General features: G+C 37.3%; 14 protein-coding genes and 5 pseudogenes. 7 read left to right on the forward strand and 12 right to left on the reverse strand.

Annotation, left to right across the window (positions count from 1 at the left end):
• Positions 1 to 203: 203 nt before the first annotated feature.
• A pseudogene (locus BTN50_RS11335) lies at positions 204 to 394 on the forward strand (transposase); the annotation flags it as partial.
• Here BTN50_RS11335 and BTN50_RS06335 read toward each other — a convergent pair.
• Both BTN50_RS06335 and BTN50_RS12365 read right to left on the reverse strand, forming a co-directional pair.
• Positions 364 to 1,318, reverse strand: a pseudogene (locus BTN50_RS06335) (IS5 family transposase). The pseudogenes BTN50_RS11335 and BTN50_RS06335 sit on opposite strands and share 31 nt — an antisense overlap.
• A gap of 365 nt (positions 1,319 to 1,683) precedes the next feature.
• Positions 1,684 to 1,974, reverse strand: a complete 291-nt coding sequence (locus BTN50_RS12365; protein WP_394336749.1) for a hypothetical protein — start codon at positions 1,972 to 1,974, stop codon at positions 1,684 to 1,686.
• An 856-nt stretch (positions 1,975 to 2,830) separates the two neighbouring features.
• On the opposite strand from BTN50_RS12365, the gene djlA reads away from it, so the two are divergent.
• A complete protein-coding gene (gene djlA / locus BTN50_RS06345) occupies positions 2,831 to 3,652 on the forward strand; it encodes a co-chaperone DjlA (protein WP_096619444.1) in 822 nt (273 codons plus the stop codon).
• A 315-nt stretch (positions 3,653 to 3,967) separates the two neighbouring features.
• Here djlA and BTN50_RS09775 read toward each other — a convergent pair whose 3' ends face one another.
• Complete coding sequence (locus BTN50_RS09775; RefSeq protein ID WP_151897956.1) at positions 3,968 to 4,279, reverse strand: hypothetical protein; 312 nt, start codon at positions 4,277 to 4,279, stop codon at positions 3,968 to 3,970.
• 616 nt (positions 4,280 to 4,895) lie between these two features.
• Between BTN50_RS09775 and zur the strand changes: the two genes are divergently transcribed.
• Both zur and BTN50_RS06355 read left to right on the forward strand, forming a co-directional pair.
• On the forward strand, positions 4,896 to 5,345 hold the full coding sequence (gene zur, locus BTN50_RS06350) for a zinc uptake transcriptional repressor Zur (RefSeq protein WP_096619445.1): 450 nt from the start codon (positions 4,896 to 4,898) through the stop codon (positions 5,343 to 5,345).
• Between the two features lie 26 nt (positions 5,346 to 5,371).
• Positions 5,372 to 5,836: a chemotaxis protein CheX gene (locus BTN50_RS06355; protein WP_096619446.1), complete on the forward strand. Its 465-nt coding sequence runs from the start codon at positions 5,372 to 5,374 to the stop codon at positions 5,834 to 5,836.
• A gap of 82 nt (positions 5,837 to 5,918) precedes the next feature.
• On the opposite strand, the gene pgi is transcribed toward BTN50_RS06355, so the two are convergent.
• Both pgi and BTN50_RS06365 read right to left on the reverse strand, forming a co-directional pair.
• Positions 5,919 to 7,571: a glucose-6-phosphate isomerase gene (gene pgi, locus BTN50_RS06360; RefSeq protein ID WP_096619447.1), complete on the reverse strand. Its 1,653-nt coding sequence runs from the start codon at positions 7,569 to 7,571 to the stop codon at positions 5,919 to 5,921.
• A 132-nt stretch (positions 7,572 to 7,703) separates the two neighbouring features.
• Positions 7,704 to 8,578 (reverse strand): annotated as a pseudogene (locus BTN50_RS06365) (IS5 family transposase).
• A 996-nt stretch (positions 8,579 to 9,574) separates the two neighbouring features.
• On the opposite strand from BTN50_RS06365, the gene recD reads away from it, so the two are divergent.
• A complete protein-coding gene (gene recD / locus BTN50_RS06370; protein ID WP_096619546.1) occupies positions 9,575 to 11,590 on the forward strand; it encodes an exodeoxyribonuclease V subunit alpha in 2,016 nt (671 codons plus the stop codon).
• A gap of 519 nt (positions 11,591 to 12,109) precedes the next feature.
• Here recD and BTN50_RS10165 read toward each other — a convergent pair.
• Together BTN50_RS10165 and BTN50_RS12370 are read right to left on the reverse strand one after the other, a co-directional pair.
• Positions 12,110 to 12,274 (reverse strand): hypothetical protein, encoded by a 165-nt coding sequence (locus tag BTN50_RS10165; protein WP_161492969.1) that lies wholly within the window; start codon positions 12,272 to 12,274, stop codon positions 12,110 to 12,112.
• 114 nt (positions 12,275 to 12,388) lie between these two features.
• Entirely contained in the window at positions 12,389 to 12,586 is a 198-nt protein-coding gene (locus tag BTN50_RS12370; protein ID WP_161492970.1) for a transposase, read from the reverse strand.
• A 236-nt stretch (positions 12,587 to 12,822) separates the two neighbouring features.
• On the opposite strand from BTN50_RS12370, the gene tamB reads away from it, so the two are divergent.
• Positions 12,823 to 16,569: an autotransporter assembly complex protein TamB gene (tamB, locus tag BTN50_RS06380; RefSeq protein ID WP_201260734.1), complete on the forward strand. Its 3,747-nt coding sequence runs from the start codon at positions 12,823 to 12,825 to the stop codon at positions 16,567 to 16,569.
• 305 nt (positions 16,570 to 16,874) lie between these two features.
• Here the strand turns inward: tamB and rdgC are convergent, their stop codons facing one another.
• Both rdgC and BTN50_RS12375 read right to left on the reverse strand, forming a co-directional pair.
• A complete protein-coding gene (gene rdgC / locus BTN50_RS06385) occupies positions 16,875 to 17,789 on the reverse strand; it encodes a recombination-associated protein RdgC (protein ID WP_190319740.1) in 915 nt (304 codons plus the stop codon).
• 551 nt (positions 17,790 to 18,340) lie between these two features.
• Positions 18,341 to 18,466: a transposase gene (locus BTN50_RS12375; RefSeq protein ID WP_096619451.1), complete on the reverse strand. Its 126-nt coding sequence runs from the start codon at positions 18,464 to 18,466 to the stop codon at positions 18,341 to 18,343.
• A 282-nt stretch (positions 18,467 to 18,748) separates the two neighbouring features.
• On the opposite strand from BTN50_RS12375, the pseudogene BTN50_RS11345 reads away from it, so the two are divergent.
• Positions 18,749 to 18,958, forward strand: a pseudogene (locus BTN50_RS11345) (IS5/IS1182 family transposase); the annotation flags it as partial.
• 11 nt (positions 18,959 to 18,969) lie between these two features.
• Here the strand turns inward: BTN50_RS11345 and BTN50_RS06395 are convergent.
• From BTN50_RS06395 to BTN50_RS06400, 3 genes and pseudogenes are all read right to left on the reverse strand, one after another.
• Positions 18,970 to 20,247, reverse strand: coding sequence for a peptidoglycan DD-metalloendopeptidase family protein (locus BTN50_RS06395; RefSeq protein ID WP_096619452.1), 1,278 nt, complete (start codon positions 20,245 to 20,247; stop codon positions 18,970 to 18,972).
• Between the two features lie 351 nt (positions 20,248 to 20,598).
• Positions 20,599 to 20,781 carry a hypothetical protein gene (locus tag BTN50_RS09780; RefSeq protein WP_150137080.1) on the reverse strand — a complete coding sequence of 61 codons (183 nt, stop codon included), beginning with the start codon at positions 20,779 to 20,781 and terminating at the stop codon, positions 20,599 to 20,601.
• 80 nt (positions 20,782 to 20,861) lie between these two features.
• Positions 20,862 to 21,134 (reverse strand): annotated as a pseudogene (locus BTN50_RS06400) (transposase); the annotation flags it as partial.
• Positions 21,135 to 21,232: the final 98 nt, after the last annotated feature.

Below are 21,232 nucleotides of genomic sequence, written 5' to 3' on the forward strand. Positions count from 1 at the left end.
ACCTTAAGTATGATGGAGAGAGCCTTACTCAAAGTAATATTTATTCTATCAGTGTTCTTTCGATATTAGAATGCAGCTTTATTTTTAAATCAGGAAACTAAATTATCAATTTATATTTTAAACAGCTAGGCTCACTTAAATATTTAGATATATGAGTAAGCTACTCCACAAAAAACAACTGAACGTAGTATAATCGAGGGCTAATCAATCGTGATTCACTAATATTTTGAATGGATGAAGAAGCTATTTCATCATGGAATTAAACTAAGCCGCATTATCACGAGAGACCTCGTTTATTTAGTAACTTAACCATTACGACGGCTTTCATGGTGAAACGTCTATTCTCAATGCCATTGATGGGTCTCAAGGATTCATGCATTTTGTTTTTAATTTATTTAACTGCTGTTTCCATGCTCTCATTATTAGATCATAGGTTTCGCTAATCTGAGCATTGTGCTCCCTTAGATTCAATATTCCTCCTAGGAGCTTTTAACTTGAAACATTGCCCTCTTTGATAGAGAAGGTTTATGATAACCATACCTCGTTTCCTAATGTTTATTTGAATAACATAATTACTGATAACTAACCGCTAAATGATGTAGATGATTTCATTCCCCCAAAATCGTTCCTTTCTTAGTGGTATGAGTGGAACTACTCGTTTAATCCGAACGGTTCCGGAACATTTTTTGGTGTCGTAAGCTCTATCACTTGATATTTTATTGATGCTTCGGTGGGTCTATTTACGGAAGTTAGGTAGCACTGTATCGTCAGTCACATATGATGCACTTAACTCAGCCATAATGATTGTATGCATATTTATAGCTACCGTTAAATGCAACTTGCACCAAACTTGCCATTTTTTATTAGTACCATACTGTTTTGCTTTTTATTCGTTCCCATCGTAGCTTTTAGCCTCTGAGAATAATGGCTAAGTGCTAGATGATTCCTTTAGTCTTTTTCTTGATTACGATGTTAATCGCTTTGGTTCATTTGCTAATTCATGAATAGTGAGGGCATGAAAATGGCAGTTAAGCAAGCTTGACAATAACATTAATGAATCTTTGCAGACCTCTCAATGGTATTGAAGATACGCGTTTAACTATGAGGATCGCTGTAATGACTAAATTGCTAAATAAATGAGGTCTTCCATAATTACCCTGCTTAGTTTGATGCCATAGCTGAATGGCTTCTTCACTAATTCAAAATATTAGGGAGCCCAATCAATTAAAATTTGATTATACTGCTTCCAGTTAGTTGTTTTGCAGCAAAATTGATGCACAGACCTGAATATTTGAGTTAGCTTAGTTATTTTGAGCATAGATTGGTAATTAAGTTCCTTAATACAGGAAATAAAGTAGATCATAGGCGATAATATTTTGAGTAATAAAATTACTCGGAAAGACATTAGACCTCAGGGATTACAACGCCCACATTTTCGGCTAAAGTGACTTTTTTGCCTAATTCGAGTTCAGATAGCAAATCCCAACATGATTAACGATCAAATCATTACTTTTGTGTTAGACATACTTAGCCTAGTCAGCTTATTTCACGCTTTGGTCACGGGGTAAGTTTCGCTAATCTGAGCACTATAATCTTTTAAACTGAATGTCCCTCCGCTTAGTTTTATAATTCAAAACATTGTCGTTTATAATAGGGAATGTTTATGGTAACGATACCTCGTTTTCAATGCTGGTTCAAACCGTATAATTTTTGGTAACTAATCGCCAAATTGCGCTGATGACCTTGCTTCCCAAAAGTTGCTACTTTTTCTGGTAGTATGAGTGGGACTACTCGTTTAATATGAATGGTTTCGTAGCATGGTCTGGTGTCGTAAGCACCATAGGCTGATATTTCATTAATTTTTCGACGGATCTGTTTGAGTAAGTTAGGTCGCACTTCACCGCCAGTTATATTTGATGCATTGAACTTAGCAGCAATAATTTTATGTGAATTTATATCTATCGCTAAATGCAACTTGCGCTAGATTGGCCTGTTATCATCAGTACCATGCTTTTTTACTTTCCCTTTTCCTTTATCGTAGATTTTGAGCCTCGTAGAGTCCATAGCTAAATGGCTTCTTCATCAATCCAGAATGTTATTGAGCCACGATTGATTACAGTTTTATTATATGATTTCCAGTAATAGTTTTGTAGCGAAGATTGTTCATAGATTTGAATATTTAAGTGAGCCTAACTGTTTAGAATGTTGACTGAAAATTTAGTTCCCTAAGTTAGAGAATAAAACTGCTTTATAAACTACGATTAAGACTTCGAAAGTTGCCTTTATTATATAGGTGTGGTATAATTAATACATTTTGTAATTAAAATAATTGTAACGCAGCTATTTATGCATGTTTGAAATTATATTCTTAATGTTAAGATATGCCCTCATATCGCGTATGACTTGATGTAAAGGATAAAAAGTATCCTCAGTAAAGTTCTCTATTAAAATTTTAGTTTATATTAACATTAGATAACATAACTAATCACTTTTTTCAAAGGATAGTTTTGCTGATAATTTGTAGCCTTCAATATGGCGTAACACTATTTTTTGATGAGCACTCAATGCTTATGAAATTATTATAATATTCAACCTTAAAATGTGGCAAGGACCTATTTACGAGATTACTCACATAATTAGTATAAATTTTATTATGCCGTACGCGGGGGTTTATTTTTGGTTATTAATTAAAGTAAATTGTATAGTTTATAGAATGGTCTTGTATCATATTACAAATAAAGCACCTTCAATAACTACGTGTACATGCTGCATCTGTCAGCTTCTGGCTGTCTAGGGTAAATAAGATAAATTAACCAATAGAGAAAGATGAATGATGGCTTGGGGGAAAGTACTGGGGGCATGTTTTGGCTTCCTATTGGGGAATATACCTGGCTTACTGTTAGGCCTTTTTTTAGGAAATAAATTTGACAAAGCAAAACAAAATATTGTTTTTGGCGGAGGGGTAGGAAGCGGCAATCAGCAACAACGTCAGCAAACGTATTTTCATGGTGCTTTTGCCGTTATGGGGCATGTTGCTAAGTCTAAAGGGAGGGTGACGCAGAATGAAATCCGTTTAGCCTCAGAGATCATGGATCGCATGGATTTACGAGGCGAAGCTCGCAGATTAGCTCAAGAGGCCTTTCGAGAGGGTCAAAATAGAAGTTTTCCTCTAGAAGATGTACTCAATGATATGCGTCGACACTGCGGCGAACGTTTTGATTTACTCCAGTTTTTCTTGGAATTGCAAATTCAAGCTACGTATGCTGATGGCGTAATTCATCCGAGTGAACGTCAAATTCTTTATACGGTGGCTAATGTATTAGGCTTTTCTCAAGAGCAACTTGAGCAGCGCCTTACAATGCAAGATGCCACATTTAAGTTCTACCAATATAGTGGTCAAAGTGGTCAGCAACATTGGCCTCCTGAGAATGCATCCAATAGGCTACATGATGCGTATAAAATTTTGGGTGTTACTGAACTTGCGCATGGACAAGCAATTAAACGTGCTCATCGCAAGCTGATGAATGAATATCATCCTGATAAACTAGTAGCTAAAGGTTTGCCGCCAGAAATGATGGAAATAGCAAAACAAAAGGCACAAGAAATTCAAACGGCATATGACATGATAAAAAAAGAAAAAGGTTTTAGGTAAATCTTGCATTTAACTGAAGCCACTCATTTAAGAGCGAATGGTTTACTATTTTTTATTTCCATCAAGAATGCCGTTATTTTTCTTAGCAGCTTTAGGCTTGGTTCCCTAATTTGAAATTAGATAGCAAATCCCAACATGATTAGTGATTAAATAATCGCTTTTATTTTAGATATATTTAGCCCTTTAGTTTCTTTAACGTTTTTATGATTTTATTAGTTACCTAACCTAGGCATTCTTATTCCTTTGGCTCAATATCACTTTGAGCAGTTTTTGATTTGAAACATTGCCGTTTCTGACAGAGAACATTTATGGTAATCATACCTTATTTCTTAAGGCTAATTTAAACCATATATAATTGACCGCTAAATGACGCGGATAATATTTTTTCAAAAAAATTGTTTCTTTTCTTAGTGGGATGCGTAAAACTAATTGTTTAATATGGATGGTTTCATAATATGGTATGATGTCGCAAGTACAGCTGCCTAATATTTTATTGATTTTTCGATGTGACTGTTGGAGGAAGTTAAGTAGTACTTCACCGTTAATCACATTTGATGCACTTAACTCAGCAGTAATGATTTGATGTGTATTTATAGCTACTGCTAAATGTGACTTGGCCAGATTCACCGTTTCCCATCAGTACTATTTTTTATTTTTTTATTCGCTTTCTTTGTAGATTTTTAGCTCCGTAAAATTAATGGCTAAGTGCGGGATGGTTCTTTTAGCCTTCGCCTTGAACGCGAGGATTCGTTTCCTAATTTGAGTTCAGATAAAAAATCTTAACATGATTCACTATTAGATAATCGTTTTCGTGTTAGAGATACCTAGTCCTGTCAGCTTATTTAATGTTTTTATCAGGACATAGATTTTGCTAATCTAAGCAGTGTATTTTCCTAGGATCAATGTTCCTCCCAGTAGTCTTGTGACTCGAACCATTACTATTTTTGCTAAAAAAATGTTTATAATAACTAGTTATATTTTTTAAATTAGGGAACTGCTTTTCAATTAACCCTCTAAACCTAGCTGTTTAAAGCGTAGATTGATCATTGAATGCCCCTAATGCCCCTACTTAGAAAATAAAGTCATGCTTTCTTTTAGGATTTAAAAGATAACGGCATAAGCTGCAAGCACACATAATATCTGTGGCTACAATTACATAAAGGCTATTATAGCCACGGCATTGCTGATATGTGTTTTCTTTGCTGTGGTAGAATGAATCCTTCAGCCTGATTTTTGAGGTTTTATGCTCAATTTTTTAAAGCTAATATCCAACGTTCAAACATTATGCAAAAAACGGGGTGTACGATTAACCGTACAACGCGAACGGGTATATGGGATAATTATCCAAAGTAAGCGGGCAATTAGTGCCTATGATTTATTGGATATTTTAAGAGAGACAGAGCCTAAAGCTAAGCCACCAACAGTGTATCGAGCACTTGAATTTTTGCTTTCTCAGGGGTTTGTGCACAAAGTTGAATCGACTAATAGCTTTATAGCTTGCTGCTTGCCTGGTCATGCGCGACACTGTTCACAACTGCTGTTTTGTGATTCATGTGGTACTGTTGAAGAATGCCATGCAGATTCTCTTTCTGTGGCATTGCAGACAAGAGCACGTCAAGAAGGCTTTTCTGTAAGCCATCACGTAATTGAAACACATGGTACTTGTCAGTATTGTCAGGTGATGACACATTAGATGTATTAGGATGGTAAACGAATATTATGCGTGCAGAATTTATAAATCCATTTTTGTCTTCTTTGGTCAATGTCCTGATGACTATGGCGCAACTGGAAATTACACCAAAGAAGCCGCAGTTAAAAACCACGGAAGTTGCAAAAGGCGATGTGTCAGGTTTAATTGGCATGGTTGGTCCAAAAACAAAAGGATCTCTTTCAGTTACATTTGAAGAAAAACTTGCGCTAGAAATAATGAACCGTATGCTGGGCGAAAGACCCACCTTTATTAATGCGGATGTCACTGATATGGTCGGTGAAATCACTAATATGGTAACTGGTGGTGCTAAATGTCAATTATCCGAACAAGGTTTTGATTTTGATATGGCAACACCAATTGTGGTATCAGGGCGTGATCACACCATTACGCATAAGTGCGAAGGTCAAATTATTATTATGCCATTTAATTCCGAGTTCGGGAGAGCCTACATTGAAATTTGTTTTGATGATTAATGGTTTTATAAATTAAACAATAAACGCCGCTATTCGCGGTATTTATTGTTTTTTGTGGAATTCACACTTATAAAAAGGCAATTTATGCACGCCATTGCTTAAATGTATTAATCAAACCATTAGTAGAACTGTCATGATTCTCTATCTTACTTTGACCTGATAGTTCAGGTAAAATTTGATCAGCTAATTGCTTGCCTAGTTCCACACCCCACTGATCGAAGCTCAAGATATTCCAGATGACACCTTGCGCAAAAATCTTATGCTCATACATCGCAATCAACGCACCTAATGTCCGGGGGGTGATTTGCTTAACCAAAATTGAGTTAGTTGGACAATTACCTTTAAATACTTTAAATGGCACAATAGCAGTCATGTCTTCAATCGTTTTACCAGCCGCAACAAATTCCGCTTCTACTTGCACGCGTGTTTTACCAAATGCTAAAGCTTCAGTTTGTGCGAAAAAATTCGCCATTAGTTTGGAATGATGATCACCCAAAGGGTTGTGACTAATTACCGGCGCAATAAAATCACAAGGAATGATTTTTGTGCCTTGATGGAGCAACTGATAGAATGCATGCTGACTGTTAGTACCAGGTTCGCCCCAAATAATTGGACCTGTTTGATAAGTAACAACTAAACCATCACGGTCCACATACTTACCGTTAGATTCCATGTTACCTTGTTGAAAGTAAGCTGCAAAGCGGTGCATTGATTGATCGTATGGTAAAATAGCTTCTGTCTCTGCACCGTAGAAATTATTGTACAAAATACCAAGCAGTGCCAGTATAACAGGCAAATTTTTAGAAAAAGGCGCTTGTTGAAAATGGTTATCCATGTCATGCGCGCCAGCCAATAACTCGACGAAACGATCATAGCCAACTGCCAAGCAAATAGATAGACCAATTGCAGACCACAGTGAATAGCGGCCACCGACCCAGTCCCAAAACTCAAACATATTGTCTGTATCAATGCCAAACTCTGCCACTAATTTTGTATTGGTAGACAGAGCTACAAAATGCTTAGCTACGTGTATTTGCTCACCAGCTTTCACAAGAAACCAGTGACGTGCAGATAATGCATTAGTCATTGTTTCTTGTGTAGTAAAGGTTTTTGATGCCACTAAGAACAAAGTGGTCTCTGGATCCAAATCCTTCAATGTTTTTACAATATGTGTACCATCAATATTAGAAACGAAGTGTAAAGTAAGACGCATTTTGTACGCAGCCAGTGCTTCTGACACCATATAAGGACCAAGGTCAGAGCCACCAATACCAATGTTGACTATATCTGTGATGTTTTTTCCTGTATAACCTCTCCACTTACCACTAATGACAGAGTCAGAAAATATTTTCATTTTTTCAAGCACCGTATTTACGTGTGGCATGACGTCTTCGCCATTAACAATGATTGGAGTATTGCTGCGATTACGAAGTGCCGTATGTAATACTGCGCGGTCTTCAGTTTGATTGATTTTATCTCCACCTAGCAATGCACTAATGGCTGCTTTTAACTCAGTTTGATCAGCCAATGCAAATAACTTATCAAGAAGTTTTTCGTCAATAAGATTTTTTGAATAGTCTAACAAAATATTATCACCAAAAGTAACAGAAAATTTCTGAAAACGGTTAGGATCATTGGCAAAAAGTGAGCTAAGAGTTAAATTCTGTGCATCCTCAAAATGTGTTGCAAGCGATTTCCACGCTGCAGTTTGCGTCGGATTAATAGACTTCAACATAGTTATTGTTCCTTATATATTCAATAAACTTGAAGATGCAAACTTGCATACCTGAAAGTTATTATTTATTATAAATATTAAATGGTCTGCAATGTCTGGTAGTGTGATAGTAACATTCAACATGGTTAACTATTAGGCGTCCGCTTTTATTTTAGGCATACTTAGTGCTATCAGCTCACTTAATGCTTTTATTATTGCATAGGTTTCGTTAATTTAGACATTATCATTTCTTAGTTTCAATGTTCCTCCGAGGAGTTTTTTGATTCAAAATATTATCCCTCTGTTAGGGAACGTTTATGGTAACTATGCCTCATTTTTAAATGCTAATGTGAACTGTATAACTACTGGTAACAGACCGTTAAACTGTGAGAATAATTTTGTTCTCCCAAAAATTGTTGCTTTTCTTAGTAGGATAAGTGAAATCGTTCGTTTAATACGAACGGTTTCGTCAAAGTATCTGGTGTCGTAAGCACTATCGCCTGATATTTTATTGATTCTTCAACGAACCTGTTTGAGCACATTAGATAGCACTTTTCCATCAGTCACATTGAATGAATTTAATTCAGCAGTAATGATTTCATACGTATTTATATCTATTGCTAAATGTAACTTGCGCTTAACTTGACGTTAACCGTTAGTGCCATGTTTTTTTATTTCCCTTTCGTTTTTTTCGTAGACTCTGAGGCCTGTAAAATTGAGGGCCAAGTACTAAATGGGTCCTTTAGTCTTCGGCTCAAATGCCACGTTAGTCGTTTTGGCTCGCCTGCTAATGCATGAATAATGAGAGCATGACAATGGCAGTTGAACAAGTTTGAAAGCAGAATTAATGAGTTCTTACAACTTTCTTAATGGCATGCAAAATATACGAGTGAGCATGAGAGCTGTCGTAACGGCTAAGTCGCTCAATAAATGAGGTCTTCTATGATTACCCGGCTTAGTTTGATTTCATTGCTGAATCACTTCTTCAATGTTAGTGAGCCGCTATTGACTAAAGCTTGATTATACAGCTTCTAGTTAGTTGTGTTGTAGCGAAGATTATGTATAGACTTGAATATTTAAGTGAACCTAATTGTTTAGGGTGTTGCTTAAATATTTAGTTTCCTTATTTCGGCAGTAAAGTCGGTTACCATAAATGCTTCCTAGAAGAGCCAACAATGGTTTGAGTTAAAAAATTCCTAGGAGGAACGTTAAACTTAAAAAATCACAACGTTCAAATTAGCGAAACTTATGCCATGATAAAAGCGTTAAAGAAGTTGGCCGAGCTAGGCATGGCGAGCAACATATACATGTAATACAACTTAGAAATTGAGCTTCACACCGGCTGAAATGGTGCTAGTCTTTGTATTACCAAGGTTTTAATAACCTATTTCTAAGGCTAAATCAGGGCCTATTGCTGGTACCAAATTGATACCTGTGCTCCCAGTAGTCCTCAATCATCATCGGAGCCGGTTCCATATGTATTATCATAATAATTACCGTCACCATGCACATAAATATCACCTAAAAAATTAGCAGGTTGACTTGTAGTGCAAGAGGAATGTATGTTGATATAAAATGTTGGTTAACACCAAGTCCATCAGAGATCTTTGCAGTGTCATACTGCGAGTCTCCAAATTCAACAGTATAATTCACTATTGATACGTGTGAATGAATTAAGTTTTAATGTTGTCTGTAGTATCTTTAAAAATTTCATTAATTTGATGCCTTTTTGAAGTGGGCATTGTGACGTGTTCGACTGGGAGTTAAAGACACTACAAACGCTCCGGTGAATACGATGGTAAATCACCATTATGACTTTCAATCTTCACTTTCTGCATTGGCGGTTCATCATTTTTTGAATTAACATATGATTTTGAAACACTTTTTTGTGTGTAGTATTTATTCGTGGTATCTAGGTCGGAGTATGTCACGGTATTTTTTATACTTAACTACCAAAATGATTGATCGAAAATTTGATTACGCTATTCAAGTATGGGGGGGAGACCATGCTGACGAATAGCATCATGACAAGCATGGAGTTGCTTAAGCATCTTTATATGCGCGGTACGGTGAGAGCTATTGATTATCAGTTTGCGCATTTCATCAGTCAGCAAATGGACGATGAAAATTCACCAGTGGTGGGATGGGCTGCATTGGTTAGCTTTGAACTTGGGAAAGGCAATGTATGTGTCGATCTTGCTTCGCTCGATGTGACGAAACTCTTTGACTTATCTGCGGCTGAGTCTGCAAGAGTGGCGGCATTGCTTGAGTCAAAAAATGCGATAGAGACATTGTTGACAACTTCGGTGGTGGATAATGGGAGCACGCCAACTCCTTTAGTTCTAGATGGTACTCGCTTGTATCTTCATAGATACTGGCAAGCTGAACGTATAATAGCGGAAGAGATTAAAAAGCGTACAGTGAAGATCGAACTTTCCGTTAATGTGAAGATTATTCTGAATGAATTATTTATACCCGATATTTTAGGGTTAAAAGTGCATTATATTGATTGGAATAATCACGCAAAGTTATCTTTTGAGTCACGTCAACAAAAGCTGGTGGACTACTTGGATATTGTTGTCCCTGAAAAAATAGACTTTGTTACATTAGATTCGCAACTTAATGCTGATGCGTCCCATGATGTTTTATTAGCGTTAATACCAGAAGATGCAAGATTAAATTGGCAAAAAGTAGCTGCTGCGGTAGCATTAAGTTATCGCTTTGCTGTAATATCTGGAGGTCCAGGAACAGGCAAAACCACTACTGTGGCTAAGTTACTTGCTGCGCTTATTTATAACAGTGATAAAACCAATGGGCTAGACATTAAATTGGTCGCGCCGACAGGTAAAGCGGCGAATCGTTTGACGGAATCTATTGGGAAAGCAGTGACTTTATTACATGTTGAACCTAGGCTTAGAGAAAAGATACCGATTCAAGCGACAACGATCCACCGTTTACTGGGTGCTATCCCAAATCGTGTTGAGTTTCATCATCATGAGAGCAATCGTCTTCACCTAGATGTTTTGGTGGTGGATGAAGCTTCAATGGTGGATTTGCCTTTGATGGCGAGGTTACTATCTGCATTGCCAGATCATGCGCGTGTTATTTTACTAGGTGACCACGATCAACTGGCTTCTGTAGAAGCGGGAGCGGTGTTAGGTGATATTTGTGCCAATGCTGAAAATAATTATAGCGCGCCGCGCGCTAAGTTGCTGGAAGCACTGACTGACTTTGCCTTACCAACTACATCGGCAGCACAAGTTGTTACTGATGGTGTTTGTCTATTGCGGAAGAGTTATCGTTTTCACTCAAAATTAGGTATTGGTCAGTTAGCGAACGCTATTAATTTAGGTGATACTAGCCGTTTGCAGCAGGTACTAACAGCAGGATATAAAGATATTACTCTGCATGATTTAAATGGTGATGTGTATGCCTCAGCAATTCATCGCTCTGTCAATGAGTATAGCCAATACTTAAAAGCGTTAGTTGGTGGTGAAGATATGGTGAAAGTAATGGAGCACTTCACCCGAATCCGCTTACTGTGCGCGTTGACAGATGGACCATTTGGTGTTGTGGGTTTGAATCATGCAATTGAAGAAGCTTTAGTTTTAAAATATCTCATTGCGCCGAGTGAAGAGCTTTTTTATCGAGGGCGCCCCATAATGATAACACAAAATGATTATAGCTTAGGACTATACAATGGTGACATCGGTATTGTGGTACAAGAAGATGATAGACTTCGTGTGGCATTTAAAATGTCAAATGGTTCAATCAAGGCGTTTTTACCTAGTCGTTTACCTCAGCACCAAACAGCATATGCTATGACAATCCATAAATCACAAGGATCAGAGTTTTCGCATACCATTTTGGTCTTACCGCCAACACCAACGCCTGTTATGACGAGAGAACTTGTGTATACAGGAGTAACACGTGCGAAAGATCGACTCGATCTTTATACCACTCGTTTAAGCTTAGAGCGAGCAATAAGGAATAAAACCCAAAGATTTAGTGGGTTGGCTGATATGTTGCATGACCATTAAAAGTAAATATAATACTTTTGAATGTTATTATAAATTATACATCCAAGCAACAGAAATATACAGGTTCTTTGATGTCCCGAATAAATGATAGGTTTCAGATGCTGAAGCATGTATTTTTAACCTTGTTGAAATCTTCATTTAAAAAGGTATATGTGTGAAATTAAGGAGAATATAATGTTCTTAATTTTGCTATGTCAGATTTGATCATTTGACGTGGATATTTTAATAGTGACAGTCATTATAATGTTCAGCTAGCTTATCTAACATAGCTATTGAAGAAATGAACAACTTTTAGAGAGAATATTGATGTTCCATGCAAAAATTTTTATTTAGTCAGTGATTTGAGTGCTTTATTTAAGCATTGTACTCCCTTAGGCGCAATGTTCTGCTCAGTAGTTTTTTGATTTGTAGCATTACTTTCTCTTATAGGGAATGTTTATGGTAATCATGCCTCGTTTTCTAATTTTTATTTGAACTGTATGACTTCTGGTGACTGGTGGCTAGATTATACAGGTGACTTCACTTTCTAAAAATTGTTTTTTTGGGCGGGATTATTGAGACTGCTTGTTTAATATGAACAGTTTTGTAACATTGCTTGGTGTCGTAAACTCCGTCGCCTGATGTTTCATTGATTTTTCGGTAAGTCTGTTTGAGCAAGTTAGGTAGCACTTCACCGTCAGTCACATGCCATGAAATTTACTCTGCACCAATCATTTTATGCGTATTGAGATTTACCGCTAAATGTAACTCGCACCAAGTTCGCAATTTTGCGTCAGTACCATGCTTTTTTACTTTCCATTAGTTCTCACTGTAAATTTTGAGCCCCGTAAAATCAACGGCTAAGTGCTGTATGATTCCCTTATTTTTCGTCTTTAATGTGACACTCACCATTTTGGCTCGCTTGCTAATGCATGATATAGTGAGGACATGATAATAACAGTGGAGCAAGTTTAAAAATAAAATTAATGAACATTTGCTGTTATAGCTACGAATCAATTTAGTGAAAAGATGGTACAGGTAAACTTCTTAGGGAATCATCACATGATGATGGGTTGCTTAGAATGCAGCTATTGGGTGTGTGTGTGTCGTTCTGTTTACGGATACTGGTGTTGCATGGACAAGAAGCAGTGTATTGAAAGATCTATCGGTATGGTAGGACTGAATGTCGTTCATGGATTTGAAAACATAAAAAATGACTTTTAATTGCGCTTTAGTTTAGGGACCAAACTATCATGCGTTGGATAAAAAATTTTTTTATCGCCATCATTGGATTACTAATGATAGTTTCCGTCGCAATCGGTGCATTTTTTATCATGCCAGGCGGCGTGAAGTTTGCTGTGTTGGGATTCCAAGAAATTTTACCAGCATTGAGCATAGATGACCAAGAAGGCTCGGTTCTTAATGGTTTCACTTTAACAGGAGTGTCCTACCAATCCCCATCTTTGTCTCTCACGAGTAAATCGTTGTCATTGGACATCAATGCGAAGTGTTTGTTGACGCTAGTTTTGTGCATCGATGGATTTATTGCGGAAGATATGGTAGTGACGGTAAGTGAAATTGAGTCGTCACCAGAAGAAGATACGCCATTCGATCTTGCTCCTATTACTGAGATCTCTACGCCGGTTCCGTTATTTTTAAGTAACATAGTACTGAATAATATAACCTTTAATATTCTTGGTACTAAAGTATATTGGGATTCATTGATTACAGCAGCCCAGATGCAGCAGAGCACATTGACACTGAAACACACGGAATGGAAAGGCATTAACGTTGAGCTGGCACCTTCGGAAGTAGATAGCGAAGACAAGGAAACATATGTCACTACATTGAACAAAGAAAGCTCGCAGGAAGCATTCACTTTACCAGATGTGAATATACCATTTAACTTAGTTATTGAGCATTTTGAGGTTATTGAAGCTGATTTTTTCTTGCCTGAAAAGCAGACTATCCATCAGTTTTTGTTGCAAGGCCATGGATTTGGTAATGATGTATCTTTAGAGCAAGTTGTTCTTGATGCGGAGCAAGGAAAGGTCACCCTGAAAGGAGATATTTCACTGAAAGGGGAATACCCCCTGATATTAGAAGGCGATGCTAGTATTAGCATGGCGCCGTTGGGTAGTCACACGCTCAAGTTTGATGCGAAAGGCGACCTGAAAAAATTAGATGTAGTTGCAAAATTGAAAGGTACGTTATTTGCGACTTTATCGGGTCATATGAATGTATTGGATCCAGATATGCCGTTTTCTTTGATGTTAACCAGCAAGAGTCTCCAGTGGCCAATTAATGCATCTGCGGAATACCGCTTAATATCTACGGCATTGTGTGTTAATGGTAGTTTGGCTGATTATCATGCTACATTGAACACCAGTGTAATGGGTGAGATGATTCCTAATATAAAACTTAGTATGGATTTGTTTGGTAACTTATCGAAAGTTTCTTTAACCAATATCAAACTTGACACTCTGGATGGTTACATTGCTGGTAGTGCTAATATAAGTTGGATTAATGAGGTGAAATGGCAAACATCCTTGAACTTTAATCATATTCAACCGGGTATGAAATGGCCAGTTGCAGCAGGTCAGTTTTCAGGTAAATTGAAGCATTCGGGCCAATTAACATCGCAAGGTGGATGGCAAGTTGATGTGGATGCAGTGGATATTCAAGGTAAGCTATACGATCAAGAATTAACGCTTGTCGGTCAAGTTGATGTGTCTGATATTCAAGGTGAAGGAAACGTTACGTTGAAAACGACAGGTCTGTGGCTTCGGCATGGACCGAATATGATTGTGGTGGCTGGGCGTACTGATAAGGAACTTAAGCTGGATTTGACATTGGATTTATCGTCTCTGGCTGTAGCGGTCCCACAAGCAGCCGGAAGCATTAAAGGTAATGTTATTTTAGCAGGTACTTTGAAGGCACCAACTGCATCACTGAATCTTAGAGCCTTAGCCCTGCATTGGGATGAGCTTGTGTCCGTGAGTAGTGCTAAGATTAGGGGCTCGGTGTCTCTATTACCAATAATTAGTGGTAGTTTTATTATTGATGTAGAAGGAGTAAAAGCGAAAGGTATTGATGTATCTACGTTGTTGCTTAAGATCTCTGGCAATGAATATCATCATTCTGTCTCGCTTAACGTTAATGGCCAGCCAGTAAGTGCTAATGTTGCTATACGAGGAAGTTTAGATCGAAAGAAGGGGTGGAAAGGTACCTTGTATGATTCAAAAATTACCACGCCAGTTGGTCCATGGGTATTGCAAAATGATGTGTCTATTTTCGTCGACTTTGATTCACGTGTTGTTGATATTGAAACGTTTTGTTGGACACAACATAAAAGCTATATTTGTTTAGATAAACCCGCAAACATATCTGAAAAAGGCGAGGTTGAATTCACTGTTGTTAATTTTAACCTTGATAGTCTTCAATTCTATTTACCTATAACTACCACGATTCAAGGTGAAATGGATGCGCATGCGAATGTCAGTTGGAAACCTAATACGCTGCCAACGGCAAATGTAAGCGTATCGATGCTCAAAGGTCAAGTTACAGAGTTGCTTGATGAACCATTGACGATAGGCTGGAACAAAATTCAACTAAACGCTGTGTTGGTAGATGAAAAACTGAGCGTTGATTTTATGCTAGATATAATTAACAATGGTTCTTTGTCGCTTAACATTGAAATGAATAATTTATCAAATAAAAAACATACATTAAAAAGCACTTTTTTTCTTAACGCATTAAATCTCGATGTTCTGGCACCGCTTCTAGGAGAAGGTACTAGATTGGGTGGTCAACTTAACGGTAACGTGGTATTGAATGGTGCGTTGAATGCACCTACAGCAAACGGTAGCATTAATTTTACCGGGTTAAAACTGCAAAGTTATACCATGCCAGTCAAAGTGCATAAAGGTCAGATTTCATTGTATTTAGCAGGTTACAAAGGCCAACTTAATGGTGAAATTAAAACACCAGATGGTACTGTAACTTTGACTGGTCAGGCGGACTGGACCAAGTTTAATGAATGGTTGGCTTCGCTGAAGATCACAAGTGAGCGACTTAAAGTTGTCGCATCCCCAATGGTGGCATTGGAAGTGAACCCTGATCTAACGCTTACTGCTAACCCAAAGCAGATTGATATAATGGGAACAATTAATGTCCCCTGGGGTAGGATTGTTGTTAAGGAACTGCCAGAAATTGCTGTTCAAATATCGAGCGACATTGTGATCTTGGATGACGAGTTGAAATCTATCAATAAGAGAAAACGTTCACCCATGACGATTCACGCTGAAATTGATGTCAATATTAGCAATGATGTCAGACTAGAAGCTTTTGGCTTAAAAACGATGCTTGAAGGTCAGCTTAGTATGGTGAGTAATAAGAAAGGGCCGGTTATTAATGGTAAGATTAATCTGAAAGAGGGAACATATCGTTCATTTGGCCAAGATCTCTTGATCAAAAAAGGACAAATTTTATTTAATGGGCCGCCATTGCAACCTTATTTACAGATTGAGGCTATTCGAAACCCAGATAACATTATTGACAGGATAGAGGCTGGTATTCGTGTGCATGGCCCTGCTAATAAGCCTGAGATTTGGGTGTTCTCTGATCCTGCAATGCCGTTAGCAAATGCAGTTTCTTATTTAGTGCGCGGAATAGCGTTGGATAGTGCATCTGATCGTCAAGCGATAGTATCAATGCTTATGAATCTTAGTCTATTAGAAAGTGGCCCGCTTGTGAGTCAACTTGGTGACGTTTTTGGTGTGCAAGATTTAATGTTCGATATTTCGGGTATTGGTAAGGCCGAAAAAGTCGAGGTGTCAGGGTATATTTTGCCTAAATTACGTGTAAAGTATGGGATGGTTATTTTTACCCACTCACCCGAGTTTACAGTGCGTTATCAATTATTAAAAAATTTATATGTTGAAGTGATGTCAGGTGCAAGTAGTGCAGTTGATTTACTTTATCAATTCAATATTAAGTGACTATGTTCAATCATTTTTAGGACGCTTGGGTATAAATATTAGTCTAGTATTATATTTGCATGAGCACTTTCTCATTAAGCCTAGTCAGCTTGACGCTAGACTTCTTTAGTTGAAATAGAAACACGTTAAGACCTGTTGGCAAATCGATTATTAAAATTAATATAAGAATAACATGGCTTTATTTCCTAAATCTAGTTTTCAGATAATAAGTCCTAACATAATTAACTATACGATGATAGCTTTCGCATTAGACATACCTGATTCATCTTGTTTTTTGTATCTGAAGATATGTGTAAGGAAAAACGTCAATTACTGCCTGTATTAATGCCTTCGAGTTCTTCATATAGGTTTTGCAAAAATGTACCCAACTCTCCATACATAAGTGATAAATTAGCATCTATGTGTTGAACAATATTTGCACGATCGATATCTACATTTTGATCGCGTATTTCTGTAGAGAACTTAATACGTTTGATAGACATGTCTTCGCAAAGTATAAAGTCTATACGATCTTGCCAGTTCAATGCTAGCTTAGTGACTAGTTTATCTGCTTCAATGTGCGCAAGGATTTCGTCACTAGACAGATCTTGTTGCTTACAACGGATCACGCCTCCTTGTTCCAAAATCGCTTTAAGTTCCACTTCGTCACCAATAGTAAAACCTTGTGGAGCAGTATTTGAGTGCACCCATTCAGTCATCGCGAGTGCTCCTAGCTTATTGGTTATCACGGGCACAACCGGAAGACTACCCAATGATTTACGTAATAATGTTAACACATCTTCTGTTTTTTTCACACTGCTCGCATCAACAATCAGCAAACCTATTTTTAGCATGATCAGTGCATAAATTTGGCTGAAACGACTGAAAGCATGTGGTAAGAGATCAAAAATAATATCGTCTTTAAGGCTGTCTTTTTCTTTTTTCCACAGTGGACGGCCTTGCTCTATTTCCATGGTATCGATACGTGCGTTTAGCGAATCTTTAATGACAGAGGCTGGTAGTATTTTCTCTTCTTTGCGTGCACATATTAAAATATTACCATCACTGACATGAGTCATCATATTGCCATATTTACCTAATGCAGTAGTCCAACCAAACTTTTGCATGTCTTGGCTACCACAAGGCGTAAAGCTGAACTTAGACAACTTCTCCTCAATATTGTTTGAGTCTAGGTCGGTTTTGTGCAAAAGGCGGTAGATAAAAATATTTTTGAACCAAATCATAGCAAGATTTTATCCATTCATTATGACGAAAATTACATGATATTGCATTCCAGGGAGAATGTCGCTTCAAATGAACTTTATTTTTTAAATCATGGAACTAAATATTAAGTTATGTTTTCAACCGCTAGGCTATTTAAATATTTAGCTGTGGGGCCTTGTTTTTTAATTTAAATTCAGGTGATAAATTTCAACATGACTGACTCTGAGATAATCGCTTTCGTATTAAGCATGCTTAACCCCATCAGTTTGTTTAAAGCTTTTATTATTACGTAGATTCTTCTGATCTAGGTCTTATGATCTCTTAGGCTCAATGCTTTTCTGAGTAATTTTTTGATTCGAAACATTACCGTCAGTCACCTTTGATGAACTTAATTTAGCAGCAATAATTTTATGTGTATTTATGTGATAGTACTAAATATAACTTCTGCTAGACTCGCAATTTTTCATCAAAGCCATGTTTTTTACTTGCCACTTGTCTTCACTGTAGATTGTTAACCTGTCGAATAAATGGTTAAATGTTGGATGATTTCTGTAATCTGCGTCTTCCGTTAAACATTAACTGTTTTGGTTTGCTTGCTAATACATAGATAGTGAGAGCATAGCAATGAAAATCGAGTAAGTTTGAAAACAAAATTAATGAATCCTTGCAAACTTATTAATGGCATTGAAAACATTCGTTTACTATGAAAATCGCCGTCACGGATAAGTTGTTGAATAAACGATGTCTCCCCCCCCCCTCGATTATCCTACTTAGTTTAATTCTATAGCTGAATGGCTTCTGCATCACTCCAAAATACTAGTGGGCCACGATTAATTAAAGTTTGAGGGTATTGCTGTCAGTTGGTTACTTTGTGTAAAAGTTGTTTATAGACTTGAATATTTAAATGAACCTAGCTGTTTAGATAATAGATTGATAATCTGGCTGCTTTCTTTAGGAAGTTCAGTCGGTCAGTTACCAAAAATTATACAATTCAAAGTAGCATTGTCAAAAAAAGTATGATTACTATAAATGTTCTCTATCAGGAACGGCGATGTTCCTAGTCAAAAAATTACTCGAAGGAATATTCAGCCTAAGGAATTGCTATGCCTCGATTGACAAAACCTACGCCATGATAAAAGCCCTAAACCTAAATAAGCTGACTGAGCTAGGTCTGACTCTTTTTTGAACCTCAGTGACCTAACGCTTTACAAACATCTTCTGATCATAAGCGGCAACTGATTTTTCAAAGGTCATTATTTCATTGCGTGGAACCGATATTGACATTGGAATGTTCGCCGTCATTGGGTTTACAGCTCGACCCCGAATCAACAGTTCATAGTGAATGTGTGGACCAGTGACACGACCGCTATTGCCTGACAGTGCAATAGGTTGCCCACGCGTGACATGCTGGCCTTTTTTTACTAAAATTTTACTGTTGTGCAAATAACGCGTACGGAATTGGTTTCCATGATCCACTACAATGTATTTACCTGCATAAGGATGATTTTGTACGATTATGATAACACCGTCTCCTGTCGAGACCACAGGAGTACCTATTGGTACAGCAAAGTCAATGCCATTGTGTGGTGACACTCGTCCGGTTACTGGATGCTTACGCATTGGGTTAAATTCAGAACTGATACGTTTTTTGCTTAACGTAGGATAACGTTGAAACGCTCGCTGCAAGCTATTACCACGGTTGTCGTAATAATTACCATCTGTGTGCAAGTACGCCGTAATTGGAGTGCCACGCTGTTCTATGCGTATAGATTGAATTTCACTTTGCCCACTAAACTCACCGTTTACAGTTTGTTCAGCACGAACTATTTCAAATCGATCACCAGCACGTAAGTCTTGAGAAAAATCGATCTTATCTTTAAGTAAGTTTGTGATCGTATTAATATCATTATAACTAAGGCCTGCTTTGTGTGCTGAGATAGAAAAACTGCCTTCAATATTACCGACTGATACTGTTTGCACCCAAGATCCCAGTATATCAACATCACTAAATTTATACGTGCCATCATCTAAACGCTGGTATATTACCTTTGAGGCTATGTTGAATTCAAGCTCTAACTTGTTCAAATTCTTTGCCGTGTCATGGATCCAAAAACGTAGGATATCTCCTGGCTGTAGGGTATCAATCCGTAGGTGATTCAGATCTGTTTCCATTAAACTCAACAAATTTTTATAAGGTATGTTGAGTTTTGTAAATATTTGGCTCAAATTATCTCCCGATTGAATAGTGTATTCATAATCTGGCATCTCAAAGACTTCCAGTACAGGAGACCTGGCAACAAATAATTCATTTGCAGTAAACGATGGTAATAATGAGTTGGAAGCATTCAAAGGAATTATGCGTATAACATCATTATTTAGGTTGATTGAAACTCCAACCGTCACAAGTGACAGTCCCATTAAGCAAAGCGCCGATTTAGACAGCTTTCTAAACGTCTTGGTTTTCTTCTCGTACATTAATCTGTTTCTCAATCATACGGTATATATTCATCACAAAGCTTAGTTTCCTAATTCGAGTTTAGGTAGTAAATCTTAATATTATTCGCCATTAGACGATCTCCTTCGTTTTAGGTATATCTGGCCCGGTCAGCTTATTTAATGCTTTTATTACTCATAGGTTTCACCAATCTGGGCATTGTAATTCCATAGGTATTATGTTTTTTTAAGTGAATTTTTGACCCGCAACATTGCCGTCTCTAATTGGGAACGTTGATGGTAGCCATATCTTTTTTTCCAAGACTTATTTGAATCGTATGACTGCTGGTAATGGACTATTAAATTATGCGGATAAGCGCATTTTTCAAAAATTTATTCCTTTTTTGGGTGGGATGAGTGGAACCCTTGTTTAATACGAACAGTTTCGTAACATTGTCTGGTGTTGTAAGCACCATCACCTAATATTTCATTGATTCTGCGACTGGTATGCTTGAATAAGTTAGGTAGAACTTCACTGTCAGTCACTTTCAATGAATGTAACTCAGTAATAATCAATGATTTAATGCGTATGTATGTCTACTTTTACATGTAATTTGTGCTAAATTCGATGTGTACCGTGGGCTATGCTTTTGAACTTACCATTCATCTTTACCGTAGACTGTCATCCCCGTAGAATCAATGGCTAAGTGCGGGATGGTTCTTTGAGTTGTCGTCTTGAACGTGACGTCAATTGGTTTGACTTGCTTGTTAAGGCATGAATAATGTGGGTATGACAGCGGTAGTTGAACCTGTTTAACAAACAAAATTAATAAATTTTTGTGAACTTTTTCAATGGTATTAAAAATACTTGCTTGATGATGAGTCATCATAATAACTAAGTTTCTAGATAGACGAGAACTCTCGCGATTACTTTTCTGCTTTGTAACGAAGCTTGCCCATAAACTTTAATATTTTAGTGAACTATTCTGTTTAGAATGTAGATTAATAATTGGATTTCTTGATTTAG

Origin of the sequence: Candidatus Enterovibrio altilux, assembly GCF_002381345.1 — a bacterium.
In the GTDB taxonomy this organism is placed as follows: domain Bacteria; phylum Pseudomonadota; class Gammaproteobacteria; order Enterobacterales; family Vibrionaceae; genus Enterovibrio; species Enterovibrio altilux.